The organism is Amycolatopsis sp. NPDC004747 (assembly GCF_053601335.1).
Genome location: NZ_JBSGBQ010000004.1, coordinates 252,960 through 267,719 on the forward strand (window position 1 = coordinate 252,960; position 14,760 = coordinate 267,719).

Annotated in this window: 13 protein-coding genes; 10 read left to right on the forward strand and 3 right to left on the reverse strand. The window is 71.7% G+C overall.

The annotated features are described in order from the left end of the window. Positions 1–19 precede the first annotated feature (19 nt). Positions 20–946: a TIGR03564 family F420-dependent LLM class oxidoreductase gene (locus ACWEGE_RS08055; RefSeq protein WP_449659709.1), complete on the forward strand. Its 927-nt coding sequence runs from the start codon at positions 20–22 to the stop codon at positions 944–946. On the opposite strand, the gene ACWEGE_RS08060 is transcribed toward ACWEGE_RS08055, so the two are convergent. Beyond that, a complete protein-coding gene (locus ACWEGE_RS08060) occupies positions 939–1,427 on the reverse strand; it encodes a beta-class carbonic anhydrase (RefSeq protein ID WP_449659710.1) in 489 nt (162 codons plus the stop codon). The two genes, ACWEGE_RS08055 and ACWEGE_RS08060, sit on opposite strands and share 8 nt — an antisense overlap. Positions 1,428–1,644: 217 nt before the next feature. Here ACWEGE_RS08060 and ACWEGE_RS08065 point away from each other — a divergent pair, with 217 nt between their 5' ends. The 6 genes from ACWEGE_RS08065 to ACWEGE_RS08090 are packed head-to-tail and all read left to right on the forward strand — an operon-like array spanning position 1,645 to position 8,920. Then, entirely contained in the window at positions 1,645–3,255 is a 1,611-nt protein-coding gene (locus ACWEGE_RS08065) for an ABC transporter substrate-binding protein (RefSeq protein ID WP_449659711.1), read from the forward strand. After that, positions 3,252–4,205 (forward strand): ABC transporter permease, encoded by a 954-nt coding sequence (locus tag ACWEGE_RS08070; protein ID WP_449659868.1) that lies wholly within the window; start codon positions 3,252–3,254, stop codon positions 4,203–4,205. The genes ACWEGE_RS08065 and ACWEGE_RS08070 overlap by 4 nt, the downstream gene beginning before the upstream one ends. Further along, positions 4,198–5,028 (forward strand): ABC transporter permease, encoded by an 831-nt coding sequence (locus ACWEGE_RS08075; protein ID WP_449659712.1) that lies wholly within the window; start codon positions 4,198–4,200, stop codon positions 5,026–5,028. The genes ACWEGE_RS08070 and ACWEGE_RS08075 overlap by 8 nt, the downstream gene beginning before the upstream one ends. Next, positions 5,025–6,596 (forward strand): dipeptide ABC transporter ATP-binding protein, encoded by a 1,572-nt coding sequence (locus ACWEGE_RS08080; RefSeq protein ID WP_449659713.1) that lies wholly within the window; start codon positions 5,025–5,027, stop codon positions 6,594–6,596. Before ACWEGE_RS08075 ends, ACWEGE_RS08080 begins: the two co-directional genes overlap by 4 nt. Positions 6,597–6,617: 21 nt before the next feature. Beyond that, positions 6,618–7,748: a dimethylsulfone monooxygenase SfnG gene (sfnG, locus tag ACWEGE_RS08085; protein ID WP_449659714.1), complete on the forward strand. Its 1,131-nt coding sequence runs from the start codon at positions 6,618–6,620 to the stop codon at positions 7,746–7,748. Further along, on the forward strand, positions 7,745–8,920 hold the full coding sequence (locus ACWEGE_RS08090; protein ID WP_449659715.1) for an acyl-CoA dehydrogenase family protein: 1,176 nt from the start codon (positions 7,745–7,747) through the stop codon (positions 8,918–8,920). The genes sfnG and ACWEGE_RS08090 overlap by 4 nt, the downstream gene beginning before the upstream one ends. A gap of 2 nt (positions 8,921–8,922) precedes the next feature. Here the strand turns inward: ACWEGE_RS08090 and ACWEGE_RS08095 are convergent, their stop codons facing one another. After that, the gene (locus tag ACWEGE_RS08095; protein WP_449659869.1) at positions 8,923–9,861 is read right to left on the reverse strand and encodes a zinc-binding dehydrogenase; all 939 of its coding nucleotides are present in this window, start codon (positions 9,859–9,861) and stop codon (positions 8,923–8,925) included. Positions 9,862–9,943: 82 nt separating this feature from the next. Between ACWEGE_RS08095 and ACWEGE_RS08100 the strand changes: the two genes are divergently transcribed. From ACWEGE_RS08100 to ACWEGE_RS08110, 3 genes are all read left to right on the forward strand, one after another. Beyond that, positions 9,944–10,525: a TetR/AcrR family transcriptional regulator gene (locus ACWEGE_RS08100; protein WP_449659716.1), complete on the forward strand. Its 582-nt coding sequence runs from the start codon at positions 9,944–9,946 to the stop codon at positions 10,523–10,525. Positions 10,526–10,586: 61 nt separating this feature from the next. Further along, positions 10,587–11,324 (forward strand): alpha/beta fold hydrolase, encoded by a 738-nt coding sequence (locus tag ACWEGE_RS08105; protein ID WP_449659717.1) that lies wholly within the window; start codon positions 10,587–10,589, stop codon positions 11,322–11,324. Further along, positions 11,321–11,902 carry a TetR/AcrR family transcriptional regulator gene (locus ACWEGE_RS08110; RefSeq protein WP_449659718.1) on the forward strand — a complete coding sequence of 194 codons (582 nt, stop codon included), beginning with the start codon at positions 11,321–11,323 and terminating at the stop codon, positions 11,900–11,902. The genes ACWEGE_RS08105 and ACWEGE_RS08110 overlap by 4 nt, the downstream gene beginning before the upstream one ends. Before the next feature lie 6 nt (positions 11,903–11,908). Here ACWEGE_RS08110 and ACWEGE_RS08115 read toward each other — a convergent pair whose 3' ends face one another. Further along, positions 11,909–14,755 carry a glycosyl hydrolase family 95 catalytic domain-containing protein gene (locus ACWEGE_RS08115; protein WP_449659719.1) on the reverse strand — a complete coding sequence of 949 codons (2,847 nt, stop codon included), beginning with the start codon at positions 14,753–14,755 and terminating at the stop codon, positions 11,909–11,911. Between the last annotated feature and the right edge of the window lie 5 nt (positions 14,756–14,760).

The window sequence follows — 14,760 nt, forward strand, 5'->3', positions numbered from 1 at the left end:
CGATCCGAGAGGAACACCCATGACCATCGGTGCCGCCCTGCCCGCCGGTGACCTGTCCGGGGTCGCCAACAGCGTGGAGACGCTGCTCGCCCAGACCCGCGAGGCCGCGGCCGCCGGCCTGCGCTCGGTCTGGTTCTCCCAGCTCTTCGACCACGACGCCCTCACCCTCGCCGCCCTCGCCGGGCGCGAGGTGCCCGGAATCGTGGTCGGGACCGCCGTCGTCCCGCTCTACCCGCGGCACCCGCTCCACCTCGCCGCCCAGGCGCAGACCGTCCAGGCGGCGACCGGCGGCCGGTTCACGCTCGGTTTGGGGCTTGGTGTGCAGGGTTTGCTGGAGCCGGCCTTCGGCTTCGAGTACCCGCCCCCCATCACGTCGTTGCGCGAATCCCTGCTGGTGCTGCGGGAGGTCTTCGAGGGCCGCCGACCCGCGTTCGACGGCGAAACCTTGACCGCTTGCCCGCCGCTGCCGACGGCGGTGCCGGGCGGCGGAGACATCCCGATCGTGGTGGCCGCGATGGGCCGTCAGGCGCTGCGCGTGGCGGGCGAGCTGGCCGACGGCACCCTGCCGTTCCTGGCCGGTCCCCGGGCGCTGGCCGAGCACATCGTGCCGACGTTGACGAAGGCCGCGGCCGATGCGGGGCGGCCGGCACCGCGGGTGATCGCGGCCGTCCCGGCGGTGGTGACCGACGACGCCGACCCGGTCCGCCAGATCGCCGCGGTCCACCTGGGCTACTACGGCGACATCCCGTCCTACCGCCGGATCCTCGACGCCGAGGGTGCCGCGCACGCGGCCGACCTCGCGTTGATCGGCGACGAGCGCACGGTTGAGACGGGTCTGCGCCGGTACTTCGACGCGGGTGCGACGGAGGTCGTGTTGATCCAGTCCGGAATGCGGTCGCCGCGGGAACGGCTGCGCACCTGGGAACTCGCCGGCTCGCTCAGCTGACCTCGTTCAGCTTGCCCGTCGCCACGTCGAAGACGAACCCCAGGATCGAGTCCTTCTTCGGCACGAACGGGCTGTTCCGGATCCGCGCGATCGACTGGCGGACGTCCTCGTCGAGGTCCGCGAACGCCTCCGCGGCCCACGGCGGCTTGATGCCGACCTCGTCCTGGATGGACCGCTTGAAGCCGTCGTCGGTGAAGGTCAGCATGCCGCAGTCGGTGTGGTGGATGAGGATGATCTCCTCCGTCCCCAGCAGCCGCTGGCTGATCGCGAGCGAACGGATCTCGTCCTCGGTCACCACCCCGCCCGCGTTCCGGATGACGTGGGCCTCGCCCTCCTCGAGACCCAGGACGCCGTAGACGTTGAGCCGCGCGTCCATGCAGGCGAGCACGGCGACGTGCTTGGCGGGCGGCAGCGGCAGCGGTCCGGAAAACCGGGCGGCGTAGGCGGCGTTGTTGGCCAGGAGCTCGTCGGTGACGGACATGACGGTCCTTCCGGTGGGCGAACGGGCTGCGGTCCGAGTGGACCCGCCCGGACACCGCCGCGCAAGCGTGCCCACAGGACGGGAAACGCTTGGCTGTCAAGGGTGTCTCGCCGCGGTGCCAGGGGCTGGGACGGTGGTTCGCAGAGTGGGACGAGTGTCGGCGCATGGCTAGCGTCGCGTTCCGAAAGCTCAACCGCTCCCCGCTGGAGGCCGTCCGGTGTCCCTCCGTTCCTCCGTCCGCAACGCCGCGGCCCTGCTCGCCCTGCCCGTTCTGCTGACCGCCTGCTCCGCCGCCGGCGGGACCCCCGCGGCCGACGCGGGACCGCCCAAGCCCGGCGGGACGCTGCGGCTCGGCATCTCGTCGGCCCCCGACTGCATCGATCCGCAGCAGATCGCCACGAACGCGTCGATCAACGTTGGCCGCCAGCTCGTCGACTCGCTCACCGACCAGGACCCGAAGACCGGCGAGAGCAAGCCGTGGCTGGCCGAGAAGTGGGACGTCAACGCCGATTCGACGGCGTTCACCTTCCACCTGCGATCCGGTGCCACCTTCTCCGACGGCAGCCCGGTCGACGCGGCCGCCGTGAAGACCAGCTTCGACGGCATCAAGGCCCTCGGCACCAAGGCCCAGCTCGGCTACGGCTACCTCGCCGCCTACCGGGGCTCGGTGGTCGTCGACCCGCGGACCGTCCGGATCGAGTTTTCCGCGCCCAGCGCCCAGTTACTGCAGGCCAGCTCGACCGTCTCGCTCGGCGTCCTCGCCCCCGCGGCGTTCAAGCAGACCCCGGAACAGCGCTGCCAGGGCACCGGCCTGATCGGCTCCGGGCCGTTCGTCTTCGAAAGCCTGAAGCAGAACCAGGAAATCGTGCTGGCCAAGCGGAAGGGGTACGCCTGGGGCTCACCGCTGTTCAAGCACCAGGGCGAGGCCTACCTCGACAAGGTCGACTACAAGATCGTGCCCGAACCCGGCGTCCGCACCGGCAGCCTCGCCTCCGGCCAGCTCGACGCGGCCACCGACATCCAGCCGGTCGACGAGCCGCAGTTCAAGGGCAACGGCTTCACCGAGAACATCCGGCCCAACCCCGGCGTCGTGTTCAACCTGCACGCCAACACCACCCGCGGCGTGCTCACCGACGAGAAGGTGCGCCAGGCCGTGCTCAAGGGCGTCGACCGCGCCGAGGTCGTGAACACCGTCCTGACCCCGAGCTACAAAGCCGCCACGAGCATCCTCGGGTCGGCGACCCCGCTGGTGAGCGACCTCTCGCAGCAGCTCGCGTTCGACCGGAAAGGCGCGGCCGCGCTGCTGGACGGCGACGGCTGGGTGCCCGGCCCCGACGGGATCCGCGTCAAGAACGGGCAGAAGCTGAGCGCGTCCGTGGTCTTCTCGCCGGTGTTCAACCAGAACCGCAGCGTGCTGGAGCTGATCCAGCAGCAGCTCCGCAAGATCGGCTTCGACCTGCGGATCGAGCAGCACACCACGGCCGAGACCACGCAGATCCAGCTGAGCGGCGACTACGACTTCCTCTGGTACAACGTCACCCGCGCCGACCCCGACATCCTGCGCGGCCAGTTCTCCACCAAGGCGGGCAACCGCAGCAAGCTCGCGCCGGGCAATCCCCTGGACGCCGCCCTCGACGCCCAGTCGTCCACTGTGGACATCGCGAACCGCAAGCCCGCGGCCGACGAGGCGCAGAAGCTGATCGTCGAGCACGCCTACGCGATCCCGGTGTTCGAGCTGACCCAGGTCGTCGCGCTGAGCTCGAAGGCGCACGCCGTCGACTTCGAGGCGTCGTCACGGCTGCAGCTGTTCGACGCGTGGCTGTCGTGAGGCGCTACCTGCTGCGCCGCGCCGGGCAGGCGGTGTTCGTGCTCTGGGCGGCGTTCACGCTGTCGTTCCTGATCCTCTACCTGCTGCCGGGTGACGCCGTTTCGGCGAAGCTCGCCACCGGCGAGGCGGGCTCGTCGGCGACGCCGGAGCAGCTGGCCGCCGCCCGCGCGGAGTACGGCCTCGACTCGCCGTTGCCCGTCCAGTACCTGAAACGCCTGGTCTCGGCGCTGCACGGCGACTTCGGCCGCAGCATCGCCACCGGCGACGGCGCGACGCACATGGTCGTCACGGCGCTGCCGCCGACCCTGGCGGTGACCGGCCTGGCGCTGGTGTTCGCGATCGTGTTCGGCGGCGGCTCGGCGTTCCTCGGCACCTTCACCCGGTTCCGCTGGCTGCGGCAGGCGCTGCTTTCCCTGCCGTCGCTGGCGATCTCGCTGCCGCCGTTCTGGGGCGGGCTGCTGCTGATCCAGTTCTTCTCGTTCCGGCTGCGGCTGCTGCCGGCGCTGGGCACCCAGGGCTTCGAGACGATCATCCTGCCCGCGATCACCTTGGCCCTGCCGACCGGCGCGATCATCGGGCAGGTGCTGGCGCGCAGCCTCGCCACGCAGCAGGAGGAGCCGTACGCGGAGATCGCGGCGGCCAAGGGCGCGAGCCGCTGGCGCGTCCACTTCGGACACCTGCTGCGCAACGCCGCCGGGCCGGCGCTGACCGTCGCCGGCGTGGTGGCGGGCAACCTGGTCGCCGGTTCGGTGATCACCGAGACGGTGTTCTCGCGCGACGGCGTCGGCCGGATCACCGCGGCCGCCGTCACCGCGCAGGACGTCCCGGTGGTGCAGGCGGTGATCGTGCTCGCTGCGCTCGTGTTCGTGGTGCTCAACCTGGTGGTCGACCTGCTCTACCCGCTGCTCGACCCGCGCATCGCCCGGACACCGGAGGTGGCTCGTGGTTGACCTCGCGCTCCCGAAGCGCCACCTGTCCGCAAAAGTGGCGGCGGGGCTGGTGCTGGCGGTGGCCGTGCTGGCGTTCGTGCTGCTCGCGGCGTTCGTGCCGGGACTGCTGACCGGGTACGACCCGCTCACCGGCGTCCCGGCCGAGCGGCTGCAGGAGCCGTCCCTGCACCACCTGTTCGGCACCGACGAGACCGGCCGGGACGTCTACGCGCGCGTGATCCACGGCGCGTCGCTCTCGCTGCGGGCGACCGCGATCGCTGTGCTCGTGGCGCTGGTGGCCGGCTCGGCTCTCGGCCTGGTCGCCGGCTTCCGCGGCGGCCTGCTCGACACGGTGATCATGCGGTTCGTCGACGTCTTCCTGGCCGTCCCGCCGATCCTGCTGTCGCTCGCCCTGGTCACCGCGCTGGGGTTCGGCACGACGAACGTCGCGATCGCCGTCGGCATCGCGAACCTGGCCTCCTTCGCGCGGGTCATGCGTGCGGAGGTGCTTCGCGTGCGCAACGGCGTTTACGTCGAGGCGGCGCGGGCGTCCGGGGTGCGCTGGTCGGGCGTGCTGCTGCGGCACGTCCTGCCGAACGCGGCCGGCCCGGTGCTCGCGCTGGCGACGCTCACCCTCGGCACGGCCGTGCTCGAGGTCTCCGCGCTGAGCTTCCTCGGCTTCGGCGCGACCCCGCCCACCCCGGAGTGGGGCGCGCTCGTCGCGGGTGGGCGCAGCTTCCTGGCCACGGCCTGGTGGATGACGACGTTCCCGGGCCTGACGGTCGCGGCGGTGGTGCTCGCCGCGAACCGGCTGTCGCGGGCGCTGGACGGAGGAGACCGATGACCCTGCTGCGGATTTCGGACCTGGCCGTGTCGTACCGGAACGTTCCGGCCGTCCGGGACGTCGGGTTCGACGTCGGCGCGGGCGAAGTGGTCGCCGTCGTCGGCGAATCGGGCTCGGGCAAGTCGACGACCGCGCACGCGGCGATCGGGCTGCTGCCGCGCGGCGGCCGCGTCGACGGCGGCTCGATCACCTTCGACGGCCGCGACCTGCTGACCCTGTCGGACAAGCAGTGGCGCCGGGTGCGCGGCCGCGAGATCGCCCTCGTGCCGCAGGACCCGGCGGTGTCGCTGAACCCGGTGCACCGGATCGGCGACCAGGTCGCGGAGGTGCTGAAGATCCACGGCCTCGCGGACCGGCGTTCGGCGTCGGTGCAGGCGATCGAGCTGCTCGAACGCGCGGGCGTGCCGGAGCCGGAACTGCGGGCGCGGCAGTACCCGCACCAGCTCTCGGGCGGCCTGCGGCAGCGCGTGCTGATCGCGGCGGCGTTGGCCGGACGGCCGAAGCTGATCATCGCCGACGAACCGACGTCGGCGCTGGACGTCACGGTCCAGCGGCGGATCCTCGACCACCTGACGGCGCTGGCCGCCGAGTCGGGCACGGCGATCCTGCTGATCACCCACGACCTCGGCGTCGCGGCCGACCGGGCGGCGCGGATCGTGGTGCTCTCGGAGGGTGCGGTCGTCGAGGAGGGTTCGTCGATCGTCACCGCGCCGACGCACCCGTACACGCGGCAGCTGATCGCGGCGGCGCCGAGCCTGTCGAGCACCTTGCGGCCACCCGCGCCTGCCGCCGAGCCGCTCGTGTCGGTGCGGGACCTCGCGAAGACGTTCGACGGCGGGATCCGCGCGGTCGACGGCGTTTCCTTCGACATCCCGCGCGGGCAGACCCTGGCGCTGGTCGGCGAATCCGGCTCGGGCAAGTCGACGACCGCGCGGATGGTGCTGCGGCTGGAAACGCCGTCGGCGGGCACGGTGTCGTTCGACGGCCGGGACATCACGGCTCTCGGTGGTGACGAACTGCGCCGGCTGCGGCGGCGGATGCAGATCGTGTACCAGAACCCGTACGCGTCGCTGAACCCGAAGTTCTCGATCGAGGACGTGGTGGCCGAGCCGCTGCGGGCGTTCCGGCTGCCGCGCACGCGCGTGCCGGAGCTGCTCGACCAGGTGGCGCTGCCGGCGTCGGTGGCCCGCCGGAAGCCCGCGGAGCTGTCCGGCGGGCAACGTCAGCGGGTGGCGATCGCGCGCGCACTGGCGCTGCGACCGGACCTGGTGGTGTGCGACGAGCCGGTGTCGGCGCTGGACGTCTCGGTGCAGGCGCAGATCCTCCGGCTGCTGGCGGACCTGCAGGAGTCGCTGGGGCTGTCGTACCTGTTCATCTCGCACGACCTGGCCGTGGTCCGGCAGCTCGCGGACCACGTCGGCGTCCTGCGCGCGGGACGGCTGGTGGAGCTGGGCCCGGCGGCCCGTGTCTTCGAAGCACCGGAGTCGGAGTACACGAAGGAGCTACTGGCGGCGATTCCCGGGCGGCGGAAATCTTCCCAGCCCGTGGATGCTTTTGCCGAGAGCTGACGCATGCCGCATTCTCCGGTCATGACCCAGCTCCACGAACCACTGAAATTCGCCTATTGGGTGCCGAACGTCAGCGGCGGACTCGTCACCAGCGATATCGAACAGCGCACGGATTGGGGGTACGAATACAACCGGGACCTCGCGGTCATCGCCGAGAACAGCGGGTTCGAATACGCCCTCACGCAGGTCCGGTACACCGCCAGCTACGGTGCCGCCTACCAACACGAATCGACCGGGTTCAGCCTCGCGCTGCTCCTGGCCACGCAGCGGCTGAAGGTGATCGCGGCCGTGCACCCGGGCCTGTGGCAGCCCGGCGTGCTGGCGAAGTTCATCGCCAGTGCGGACGTGCTGTCCGGTGGCCGGGCCGCGGTGAACGTGGTCAGCGGCTGGTTCAAGGACGAGTTCACCGGGCTCGGCGAACCCTGGCTGGAGCACGACGAGCGCTACCGCCGGTCCGAAGAGTTCATCCGGGTGCTCAAGGAACTGTGGACGAACGACCACGCCGAGTTCGCCGGTGACTTCTACCGGATCCACGACTTCGACATCAAGCCCAAACCCCTTTCGGGTGAGGGCCGTCCGCATCCCGAGATCTTCCAGGGCGGGAATTCCACGGCCGCCCGCAAGCTGGCGGGCCGCGTTTCGGACTGGTATTTCAGCAACGGCAAGGACTACGACGGGTTCAGCGAACAGGTGGCCGAGGTCCGCGGGTACGCCGCCGAAACCGGGCACGCCGTCAAATTCGGACTGAACGGTTTCGTGATCGCCCGCGAAACCGAAGCCGAAGCGCGGGACGTGCTGCGGGAGATCGTCGCCAAGGCCAACGTCGAAGCGGTCGAGGGCTTCCGGTCGGCGGTGCAGCAGGCCGGCAACTCGACGGCGGACAAGAAGGGCATGTGGGCGGATTCGGAGTTCGCCGACCTCGTCCAGTACAACGACGGCTTCCGCACCCGGCTGATCGGCACCCCGGAACAGATCGCCGAACGCGCCATCGAGTACAAGCGCCGCGGCGCGAGCCTGCTGCTGCTCGGTTTCCTGCACTTCCAGGAGGAGGTCGAGCACTTCGGCAGGCACGTGCTGCCGATCATCCGGGAACTGGAGAAGGACCTCGAACGCAGCGCCGCGACGCCTGAACCCGTGGGGAGCCGAGCATGACCGACTGGATCGAACGCGCCCGTGAAGCGGCCGCGAAACTCGCCGTCGACGCCGTCGAGCGCGACCGCCGGGGCGAGACCCCGTACCAGGAAGTGCAGCTGCTCAAGGACGCCGGCCTGGTCACCCTGCTCGGCCCGGCCGAGCACGGCGGCGGCGGGCAGACCTGGGAGACCGCGTACCGGGTGATCCGCGAGATAGCCAAGGCCGACGGCTCGATCGGGCAGCTGCTGGGCTACCACTACCTGTGGGCCTGGGCGGCTCGCCTGGTGGCCACGGACGCGCAGGTGGCCGCGGTCGAAGAGCTGTACACGAAGGAGAACCTGTTCTTCGGCGGCGCGGTCAACCCGCGCGACTCCGACCTGACGATCACCGAAGACGGCGACGAACTCGTCTACCACGGGCACAAGTCGTTCTCCACCGGGAGCAAGGTCTCGGACCTGACGGTGCTGGAAGGCGTTCTGGAGGGCACCGAGGACCACATCTTCGCGATCGTCCCGTCGCGGCAGGAGGGCATCGCCTTCCACGACGACTGGGACAACATCGGCCAGCGGCTCACCGAATCCGGCAGCGTCACGATCAGCGGCGTGCGGGTGCCGTGGGAGTCGGCCGCCGGGTACGTCGACCGCCGGTTCCAGCCGCTGGTGTACAACACCCTGAACGTCCCGGCGATCCAGCTCGTGTTCACCAACTTCTACCTCGGCATCGCCCAGGGCGCGGTGGAGACCGCGCTCGCCTACACACGGGAGCGCACCCGGGCGTGGCCCTACGGCGGCGACGACAAGCAGGCCGCGTCCGAAGAGTGGTACATCCTCGACGGCTACGGCGACCTGCAGGCGAAGCTGTGGGCGGCGGAGGCACTGGTGGACAAGGCGGGCGCCGCGATCTCCCGCGTGCTCCACGCCCCGCGCGAAGAGCTGACGCCCGAGGCGCGGGGCGAAGTGGCGGTGCTGATCGCCGCGGCCAAGCAGCGCGCGGTGGATACCGGCCTGGAGATCGGGACGAAGATCTTCGAGCTGACCGGGGCCAGGGCGAGCGCGTCGAAGTACGGCCTGGACCGGTTCTGGCGCAACCTGCGGACGCACTCCCTGCACGACCCGCTGCCGTACAAGCGCCGGGAAGTGGGGGAGTACGCCCTGCTCGGCGCGTACCCGACGCCGACCTGGTACACCTGAGCTCACGCCGGGACGAGCGCCAGCCGTCCGAACACCTCGCCGGTGTCGAGCTGCCGGTGGGCGAGCGTGGCGTGCGCCAGCGGCAGCACGTCGTGGACAACGGCGTCCACCTCGCCCCGTCCCGCCGCGGCCAGCAGCTCGGCGGCCGCGGCTCGGCGGTCCTCTGTGGACACCGTGTCCGCGCTGAACGTCGCGAACGACAGCGACTTCCGGAACGCCGCGAACATTCCCGCGGCCAGCCGTGCCGGTGGCGGCCCCGCGACCGCGCCCACCGCCACCAGCCGGCCGTTCGGGTTGAGCTTGCCCAGGAACGAGGGCAGCTCCTCCCCGGCGACGATGTCGATGACGACGTCGTAGCCGCCGGCGCCCGTGCCGGAGCGGTCCAGCACCTCGGTGGCGCCCAGCGCGCGCAGGCGGGCACCGCGCTCGGCCGACGACGTGGTGACCGCGACCGTGCCGGTGCGGGCCGCCAGCTGGACCGCCAGCACCCCGATCCCGCCCGCCGCGCCGCGGACCAGCACCGACTCGCCGGGCGCGAAGCGGGCGTGCCGGAGCCCGAAATGGGCCACCACCCCGGAACCGGCGACGGTCACCGCGTCGACCGGCGAGACGCCCGCCGGCACGGGCACGAGCGCCGCCACCGAAGCGACCGCCTGTTCGGCGTACCCGCCGCCCAGGCCGGTGGGGGCCCAGACGCGCGTGCCGGTCCACGATGCGTCGACGCCTTCGCCGACCGCGGTGACCACCCCGGCGACCTCTCCGCCGGGAACGTGCCCGGCCTCGAAGCCGTAAGCGGCCAGGGCACCGCGGCGGATGAGGGCGTCGACGCCGCCGACGCCGATCGCCTCGGTGGTGATCACCACCTCCCCGGCGCCCGGCCGCGGGTCGGGGTGCTCGACGACGGCCAGGCCACCGGGATCGCCGAAGGTCTGCACGGCCACTGCTTTCACGATCATCTCCCGGGGTCTCGGTGCGGCCGCGAACGTACCGGACGCCCCCGTCCGCTACGGCTAAAGTGAGACGATGCCAAGCCCTGTGCCTCGGATCCGGCGCTCGGACGCCCGCGACAACCGCGAACGCCTCCTCGAAGCGGCCCGGGCCGTGTTCGCGGCCGAGGGGCCGGCCGCGCCGATGCGCGAAATCGCCCGGCGGGCGGACGTGGGCCCGGCGACGCTGTACCGCCACTTCCCGACCAAGGAGCAGCTGTTCACCGAGGCGTTCGCGGAGCAGCTGCACGCGTGCTACGCGGTCGTCGACGACGCGCTCGCCGACCCGGACCCGTGGCGTGGCCTGCAGACGGTGCTGGTGCGGCTGGGGGAGCTCTACGCCCGCGACCGGGCCGTCACCGCGGCGCTGCTGTCGGCGTTCCCGATGGACTTCACCGCCGAACGGGAGCGGGCGCTGAAGTCGCTCGCGGAGCTGGTGCGCCGCGCGCGGGACGCGGGTGCGGTGCGTCCCGAGACGACGCTCGACGACGTCGTCCTGGTGCTGGCGGCGGCCGGCGGCCTCCCGGCGGCTTCGCCGTCGGCGCGGGTGGCGGCGGCCCGGCGGTTCACCACGATCGCGATCAACGGCCTCCGAGCCGTCCCGGCCCCTCGTGGCTAAGTGGGACAGTGTCCCGGTAAGCTAACCGGGACACTGTCCCACTTGATGAATCGAGTCACCCATGACGATGACGTACGTGCTGGTCCACGGCGCCTGGCACACCGGGCAGTGCTGGGCGCGGGTGGTGCCGCGGCTGGCGGCGAGCGGGCGGCCGGTGTACACCCCGACGCTGACCGGCTACGGCGAGACGCGGCACCTGCTGAGCCCGGACGTCGGGCTTCGCACGCACACCGCCGACGTCGTGCGGCTGCTGACCGAGGCGAACCTGCACGACGTCGTCCTGGTCGGGCACAGCTACGCGGGCATGGTCATCTCCGCGGTGGCCAACGAGGTGCCGGAGCGGATCGCGCGGCTGGTGTACCTCGACGCGATGGTGCCCGCCGACGGGGAGACCGCGATCGACGTCATGCCGATCACCCGCAGCATGCTCGGCACCGGGTGGCGGGTCCCGCCGCTGCCCGAGCAGCCCGCCCCGTTCGGCCTGTTCGGGGTCACCGATCCCGGTGACATCGCCTGGTTGCAGACCATGATGTCGGACCAGTCGCTCCGGTGCCTCGAAGAGCCGGTCGCCCAGGACAACCCGGCGCTGCGCGCGATCCCGCGCACGCACATCCACTGCACGGTGAAGCCGGAGGGGTTCGACCACCGCCCGGTGCCCGCCGTGCAGCCGAACGGCGAGCCCGCGGACGTGCGCGAGCTGGCCGCCGGCCACGACTGCATGATCACCGTGCCGGCGGAGCTGGCCGAGCTGCTGCTGGACGTCGGCGAGCCGGTGGGGGCCGGTAGCATGCGGTCGTGAGCGGGTCCCGGACGGCAGCAGGAAAACCGCCGCAGCGCGCCGACGCGCGGCGCAACGCCGGGAACGTCCTCGAGGCCGCGGCCGCGGTGTTCGTGACCTCCGGCGTCGAAGCGCCGATCCGGGAGATCGCCGCCCGGGCCGGGGTGGGCACGGCGACCATCTACCGCCACTACCCGACCCGGGCCGACCTGATCCTCGCGGTGTACCGGCTGCAGGTCGAAGCCCTGGCCGAAGCCGGTCCCGCCCTGCTCGCCGAGAAGGCGGGACCGCATCAGGCCCTCGTCGAATGGATCGACCGGTTCGTCGACTTCGTCATCACCAAGCAGGGCCTGGCGTCGGTGCTGCAGTCCGACGAACCCTGCTACGACCCGCTGCACGCCTACTTCCTCGAGCGCCTCGGCCCGGTCTGCACGCAGCTGCTGGACGCGGCCGCGGCGGCCGGGGAGATCGTCCCCGGGCAGGACGCCTACGAGCTGATGCGCGGCGTCGGCAGCCTCTGCGCCGGCGCCGGGACGGCGACCTGCTACGACGCGCGGCACCTGGTGAAACTGCTGGTCAACGGCCTGCGCCGAGCCTGAGGCCGGTCACACCCGCTGGAGCTGGAACCGCTGGTTGGCGCCGCTGCCCGCCGCGTACTGGGAAATCCGCGCCCCGTCGGCGGTCGAGGCGCCCCACACGTCCATCGCGAGGCCGCTGGCCCGGTTGACCAGGCTCACCACCCCGCCGCCCTGGTCGGTCACCCGCCACTGCTGTGCCGTCGCGCCGGTGTCGGGTTGCTGGGTGATGTCCGCACCGGAGGCCGAACTCGCGACCTGCAGGACGAGCCCGCTGTGGCGGGCCCGGATGCGGTGGTAGCCGCCGTCCGAGGGGAGGAAGTCGAACTGCTGGTTCAGCCCGCTGCCGGCCGTCCACTGGATCAGCGCGGCCCCCGCGGCGGTCGAGCCGCCGCTGATGTCGGCCGCCTTGCCGCTGTGCTGGGCGACCAGCCGGTAGTTCACCCCGGGTTCGACGACCGGCGGCGGTCCGCCGAGGGAAGTGATCCGGTAGGTGTGCCCCGCCTGGCCGGTGAAGCTCACCAGGTCGGTCTCGACGGAGACCGGCTGGACCTTGGTGCCGCTCGTGGTGTCGAGCACCTCGTACGTCGTGGTGAACAGGCGGCTGCGGACCTTGACGTCCCCGTCCCGGTCCGGCGTGATGGTCAGCTGCGTTGCTGCGCCGCCGCTCCAGGCCGCGCCGACGGTGTAGCCGCCGCGGCCGCGCAGGCCCGTCACGCTGCCGGCGGGCCAGGCGGGCGGCAGCGCGGGGAGCAGGTGCAGCTCGCCGTTGTGGCTGTGCAGCAGCAGCTCCGCGATGCCGGACGTCGCCCCGAAGTTGCCGTCGATCTGGAACGGCGGGTGCAGGTCGAACATGTTGGGCGCCAGCCGGTCGGTCCGCACGAGCAGCCGCAGCAGGTCGTGCGCCTTGGCGCCCTCCTCCATCCGCGCCCAGTAGTTGATCTTCCAGGCCAGTGACCACCCGGTGCCGTCGTCCCCGCGCAGCTGGAGCGTCTTGCGGGCGGCCGTGAACAGCGTCGGCGTGCCGCGCTTCGTGATCTGGTTGCTCGGGTAGAGGCCGTACAGGTGGGAGATGTGCCGGTGGGTCTGCTCGGTCTCCACCCAGTCGTAGAGCCATTCCTGGATGTTGCCGCGCGAGCCGACCTTCATCGGCGCCAGCCGCTGCCGGGCCGCCTTCACCTGGTCGGCGAAGGCGGCGTCCACGCCGAGCACCTGGCACGCGCCCGCGCAGCCGTCGAACAGGTCGCGCAGGATCTGCATGTCCATCGTCGGTCCCGCGCAGACGGACGCGTTCGCGTGGTGGTTCAGCTCGGGGGAGTTCGCCGGGTTGGTGACCAGGTAGCCCAGCGACGGCTCGGTCACCAGGCTGTCGAGGAAGAACTGGGCCGCCCCCTTCATCAGCGGGTAGCGGGCGCGCAGGAAGTCGACGTCGCCGGTGAACCGGTAGTGGTCCCAGATCATGGTGGCGAGCCACGCCCCGCCGGTCTGCCACATGCCGGCCTGCGCGAAGTCCACAATGGAGGATCCACGCCACCCGTCGGTGTTGTGGTGGGTGACCCAGCCGCGGGCACCGTACTCGACCTGGGCGGTGCGGGCCCCGGTGACCGAGAGATCGGCGATCATGGCGAACACCGGCTCGTGGCACTCGGCGAGGTTGGTGACGTCGGCAGGCCAGTAGTTCATCGGCAGGTTGGCGTTGAGCGTGTACTTCGACTCCCACGACGGGCTCATCTGGTCGTTCCAGATGCCCTGCAGGTTGGCCGGCTGGGTGCCCGGCCGCGACGAGGAGATCAGCAGGTACCGGCCGAACTGGAAGAGCAGGGCGGCGAACTGCGGGTCGTTGACGCTGTTGTGCTGGGCGATCCGGACGTCGGTCGGCTGATCGGCCGCCGACGTGCGGCCGAGGTCGAGGGTGGTGCGCGAGAACAGCTTCTGGTAGTCGGCCACGTGCCGGCTGCGCAGAGTGTCGTACGGAATCGCCTGGGCGGCGGCCAGCCTCGACCGGGCGATGCCCTGGTAGTCCCCGTTCACCGTGCGGTAGTCGACGTAACTGGTGCCGACCGAGATCAGCAGCGTCACGGCGTTGGCGCCGGACACCCGCAGCGTGCCGCCCGAGCTGCTGGTGCTCCCGCCCTCGGCGGCGGCGCTGACGAGCGCGAGGAAGCGCACCGAACCGGCGATGCCCCGGCTGTCGCCGGAGACGCCGTCCAGCGCGATCGTGGTTCCGTTCGGGCTGGACGACGTCGCCCGCTGCGGGGTGCCCAGCGACGCCGAGAACGAGATCGAGCCCGGTGTCTCGGCCGTCAACCGCACGGCGATCACCTGGTCCGCGGCGCTGGCGAACACCTCGCGCCGGTACCGCACGTTGTTCACGACGTAGGTGACGACCGTCGTGGCGGTGGTCAGGTCGAGCCAGCGCTGGTACGAGGACGCGGTCCCACCGGGCAGCGCGAGGCTCAGCGTGCCGACGGGCTGGTACGGCTGCTGGGCGGCCGGGGAGCCCAGCATCTTCTGGTCGATCAGCGACTGGGCCTGCGTCCACTGGTTCGAGAAGACCAGCTGCCGGATCTGGGACAGCGCCCCCGCGCCCTGGGTGTTGCTGTAGTCGTGGGGGCCGCCCGCCCAGACGGTGTCTTCGTTGAGCTGCAGGCGTTCGGTGTCGGTGTTGCCGAACACCATGGCACCCAGCCTGCCGTTGCCGATCGGCAGCGCGCGCAGCCACTCGGTGCCGGCCTGCTTGTCGTACCACAGCGCCAGGTCGTTCACCGCGCGGACGTCCGCCGGCGCGGCCGACCCGGCCCGGGCGGTCGCCGTCCACGCGAGGGGCACCAGTGCGGCGCCCAGCCGGATCGCCTGCCTCCGGGTCAGGTCGGGCATCGTCG

Coding starts and splice junctions, on each gene's coding strand:
- ACWEGE_RS08080 (WP_449659713.1), top strand. CDS start 5,025: ATGACCCTGCTGCGGATTTCGGACCTGGCCGTGTCGTACCGGAACGTT.
- ACWEGE_RS08105 (WP_449659717.1), top strand. CDS start 10,587: ATGACGATGACGTACGTGCTGGTCCACGGCGCCTGGCACACCGGGCAG.
- ACWEGE_RS08055 (WP_449659709.1), top strand. CDS start 20: ATGACCATCGGTGCCGCCCTGCCCGCCGGTGACCTGTCCGGGGTCGCC.
- ACWEGE_RS08090 (WP_449659715.1), top strand. CDS start 7,745: ATGACCGACTGGATCGAACGCGCCCGTGAAGCGGCCGCGAAACTCGCC.
- ACWEGE_RS08060 (WP_449659710.1), bottom strand. CDS start 1,427: ATGTCCGTCACCGACGAGCTCCTGGCCAACAACGCCGCCTACGCCGCC.
- ACWEGE_RS08115 (WP_449659719.1), bottom strand. CDS start 14,755: ATGCCCGACCTGACCCGGAGGCAGGCGATCCGGCTGGGCGCCGCACTG.
- sfnG (WP_449659714.1), top strand. CDS start 6,618: ATGACCCAGCTCCACGAACCACTGAAATTCGCCTATTGGGTGCCGAAC.
- ACWEGE_RS08100 (WP_449659716.1), top strand. CDS start 9,944: ATGCCAAGCCCTGTGCCTCGGATCCGGCGCTCGGACGCCCGCGACAAC.